Annotated in this window: 1 protein-coding gene; it reads left to right on the forward strand. The window is 69.0% G+C overall.

Features of this window, described 5'->3' with window-relative positions; translation table 11 throughout:
- Positions 1–3: 3 nt before the first annotated feature.
- On the forward strand, positions 4–4,440 hold a 4,437-nt coding region (locus ACIQM0_RS39270; protein WP_401296035.1), incomplete at its 3' end, for a beta-ketoacyl synthase N-terminal-like domain-containing protein.

Below are 4,440 nucleotides of genomic sequence, written 5' to 3' on the forward strand. Positions count from 1 at the left end.
GTGGTGCATGCGGCTGGTGCGGGTGATAACGGGTTGGTTGGGTCGATGGATGGGGCTCGGCTGGATCGGGTGTTGGGTGCGAAGGCTGATGGGGCTTGGTATTTGCATGAGCTGACGCGGGATCTCGGGTTGGCGTTTTTCGTGATGTTCTCGTCGGCGGGTGGTTCTGTGCTGGCGGCGGGGCAGGCGAATTACGCGGCGGCGAACGTGTTCCTGGACGCGCTCGCGGTACACCGCCACGCGGAAGGGCTGCCGGCGACGTCACTCGCCTACGGGCTCTGGGCGGGTGCGGGGATGGGTGAGTGGCTGGGTGAGGCGGATCTTGAGCGGATGAGGCGTCAGGGGCTCCCGGCGTTGCAGCCGGAGCAGGGTCTCGCGTTGTTCGACGCGGGTCTCGCCTCGGGCCGGGCCGCCCTGGTGCCCCTCCCGATCGATGTCGCCGCACTCCGTACCCGTACCGACACCATCCCCGCACTCCTGCGCGACCTCGTCCCCACCACCAGGCGACCCGCCGCACGCGCTGTGGCCGGCGCCGGGGCCGGAGACGGACAGGAACTGGCGCGCGGCCTGGCCGGTCTCGCCGCCGACGAGCGGGCACGCAAGGTGCTGGAGATGGTCCGTGACCGCGTGGCCAAGGTGCTGGGCCACGCGTCGGCCCAGGCGATCGAGGCGGACCGGCCCTTCCAGGAGCTCGGCTTCGACTCGCTCAGCGCGGTGGAACTCCGCAACGTACTCAACCTGACGACCGGGCTCCGGCTCCCCGCCACGCTGGTCTTCGACTATCCGACCTCACGAGCCGTGGCGGGGTACATCGACGGCGAACTCGACGGAAGCGGGGTGCGGGAGGCGGAGCGGCCGAGCAGCAGCCCCGCCGTGCGCGACCTGGACGACGAGCCGATCGTCATCGTGGGCATGGCCTGCCGCTACCCGGGCGGAGTGACCTCGCCCGAGGACCTGTGGGATCTGGTCGACGCCGGCCGCGACGCGGTGTCGGGGTTCCCGCTCGACCGGGGCTGGGACATCGAGGGCGTGTACGACCCCGAGCCGGGAGTCCCGGGCAAGACCTACGCGAACGAGGGCGGGTTCCTCTACGACGCGGGAGACTTCGACCCGGCTTTCTTCGGCATCAGCCCGAACGAGGCCCTGATCATGGATCCCCAGCAGCGCCTGCTGCTGGAGGCGTCGTGGGAAGCCCTCGAACGTGCGGCCATCGATCCCCGCTCCCTGAAGGGGACCAGGACGGGCGTCTTCGCCGGCCTGATGTACCACGACTACGGCCAGGGGACGGAGGCCGCCGCGACCACGGGCGGCAGCCTGGTGTCCGGCCGCATCTCCTACACGCTGGGCCTTGAGGGGCCGTCCCTCACGATCGACACGGCGTGTTCGTCGTCGCTGGTGGCGTTGCACCTGGCAGCACAGGCGCTGCGGTCGGGTGAGTGCTCGATGGCGCTGGCGGGCGGCGTGGCCGTGATGTCCACCCCGGACATGTTCGTCGAGTTCAGTCGGCAGCGTGGGTTGGCGAAGGATGGTCGGTGCAAGTCGTTCGCGGGTGCCGCGGACGGTGCCGCGTGGTCCGAGGGTGTCGGTGTTCTGCTGGTCGAGCGTCTCTCGGATGCCCGGCGGCTGGGGCATGACGTGCTGGCGGTGGTGCGGGGCAGTGCGGTGAACCAGGACGGTGCGAGTAACGGGCTGACGGCTCCGAACGGTCCGTCGCAGCAGCGGGTGATCCGCGCGGCACTGGAGAACGCCGGGCTGTCGTCCGCCGATGTTGATCTGGTGGAGGCGCACGGTACCGGGACCAGGCTCGGTGACCCGATCGAGGCGCAGGCGCTCCTCGCGACGTATGGGCAGGGTCGGGCGGAGGGTGATCCGTTGTGGTTGGGTTCGTTGAAGTCGAATCTGGGTCATGCGCAGGCGGCTGCGGGTGTGGGTGGTGTGATCAAGGCGGTGCAGGCGATTCGGCACGGCGTGTTGCCGAGGACGTTGCATGTGGATGTGCCGACGCCGCAGGTGGATTGGGCTGCGGGTGCGGTGGAGTTGTTGACGGAGTCGCGGGTGTGGCCGGAGCGGGATCGTCCGCGTCGGGTGGGTGTGTCGTCGTTCGGGCTGAGTGGGACGAACGCGCATGTGATCGTGGAGCAGGCTCCGGTGGTGGAGGCTCCTGCGGTGGTTTCGTCGGTCGAGGTGCCGTTGGTGCCGGTGGTGTTGTCGGCGCGGAGTGAGGCGGGGCTGGCGGGGCAGGCGGCGAAGCTTCTGGCGGGCATGGACGCTTCTGTCTCATTGCTGGATGTGGGTTTCTCGTCGGTGGTGTCGCGTGCGGTGCTGGAGCACCGTGCGGTGGTCGCGGCTTCGGATCGTGAGGAGCTGGTACGAGGCCTGACGGCGCTGTCTGAGGGCGAGGTGTCGGCCTCGGTGGTACGGGGATCGGTGCGTCCGGCTGGTGCTACGGCCTTCCTGTTCACGGGTCAGGGTGCGCAGCGGCTCGGTATGGGCCGGGAGCTGTACGAGGCGTTCCCTGTATTCGCGGAGGCGTTCGACGCGGTGCTGGTGGAGCTGGATGCTCGGTTGGGTCGTTCGTTGCGTGAGGTGGTGTGGGGTGAGGACGCCGACCTGTTGAACGGGACGATGTTCGCCCAGGCCGGCCTGTTCGCGGTCGAGACGGCCCTGTTCCGCCTGGTGGAGTCGTGGGGGGTGCGTCCGGACTTCTTGGTGGGCCATTCGGTGGGTGAGATCGCGGCGGCGCACGTCTCGGGTGTGTTGTCGCTGAGTGATGCGGCTGAGCTGGTGGTGGCGCGTGGTCGGTTGATGCAGGCGCTTCCCGCCGGTGGGTCGATGGTGGCGGTGGAGGCGACGGAGGCCGAGGTGCTTCCGCTGCTGAACGACGGGGTCGCGCTGGCTGCGGTGAACGGGCCGCGTGCGGTGGTCGTCTCGGGTACGGAGGCGGCGGTTCACGGTCTGGTCGCGACGTTCGAGGAGCAGGGGCGCCGCACGAGTGTGCTGCGCGTCTCCCACGCCTTCCATTCGCCGTTGATGGAGCCAATGTTGGCGGAGTTCGGCGCGGTGGTGGCCGGGCTGTCGTTCACCGCCCCGTCCGTTCCGGTGGTGTCGAACGTGACGGGCGAGGTGTCGCAGGAGGTCGCGACGCCGGCTTACTGGGTGCGGCATGTGCGGGAGGCGGTGCGGTTCGCGGACGCGGTGTCGTTCGTCGTGTCGCGCGGTGTGACGTCCTACATCGAGCTGGGTCCGGACGGTGTGCTGAGTGGGATGGCGCAGCAGTCGTTGGATGCGGAGTCGGCGTTGTTCGTTTCGTTGGTGCGTAAGGGGCGTCCGGAGGTGGCTGCGGCTGTCGGGGCGTTGGGTCGGTTGCATGTGGCGGGTGTGTCTGTGGACTGGTTGCGGTTCTTTGAGGGTTCGGGGGCTCAGCGCATTGATCTGCCGACGTATGCGTTTCAGCGTGAGCGGTTCTGGTTGGAGTGTGTGGGGGGTGGTGATGCTGGTGGTTTGGGTCAGGTGGTGGTTGATCATCCGGTGTTGGGTGCGGCGGTGGCGTTGCCGGATTCGGGTGGTGTGGTGTTGACGGGTCGGTTGTCGGTGGAGGGGATGGGGTGGTTGTCGGATCACGTGGTGTTGGGGTCGGTGTTGTTGCCGGGGGCTGCGTTTGTGGAGTTGGTGGTGCGGGCTGCTGATGAGGTGGGTTGTGGGGTGGTGGAGGAGTTGACGTTGCGGGCGCCGTTGGTTGTTCCGGAGCGTGGTGGGGTGGCGTTGCAGGTGGTGGTGGGTGGTCCGGACGAGGTTGGGTGTCGTTCGGTGCGGGTGCATTCGCGTCGGGAGAGCGAGGGCGTGGGTGCGGGGTGGGTGTTGCACGCGGACGGTGTGCTGGGTGCGGGTGCGGGTGAGCCGGCGCCGGCCTTCGACCTCACCGAATGGCCCCCGCCGGGCGCGGACCGGGTGGACGTCGCCGACATGTACGACCTCCTGTCCGAGCGTGGCTACGGATACGGCCCCGTCTTCCAAGGGCTCAAGGCGGCCTGGATCGCCGGAGAGGAGATCTTCGCGGAGGTCGAACTCGACGACTCCGTACACGCGGACGCCAAGCGGTTCGGGCTGCACCCCGCGCTTCTCGACTCCACCATGCACGCCCTCGGCCTCCGTGCTGCCGAGCTCGAATCGGACTCGGCGGGGGACGACCGTCCCGCGCTCCCCTTCTTCTGGGAGGGGGTCCGCCTGTTCGCTTCCGGTCCGACCGCGCTGCGCGTACGCCTCACCGGGGCCGGCGACGACACCGTGTCCATGGCGATGGCTGACGCGTCCGGAGCACCGGTCCTCTCGGTCGACGGACTGACGCTCCGTCCGGTGTCGGTGGAGCAGTTGAGTGGTGTGGGTTCGGGTGTGGGTGGTGGGTTGCATGAGGTGGTGTGGCGGCCGTTGGTGTCGGCTGGT

It is taken from the genome of Streptomyces sp. NPDC091387 (assembly GCF_044756945.1).
Lineage (GTDB): Bacteria > Actinomycetota > Actinomycetes > Streptomycetales > Streptomycetaceae > Streptomyces.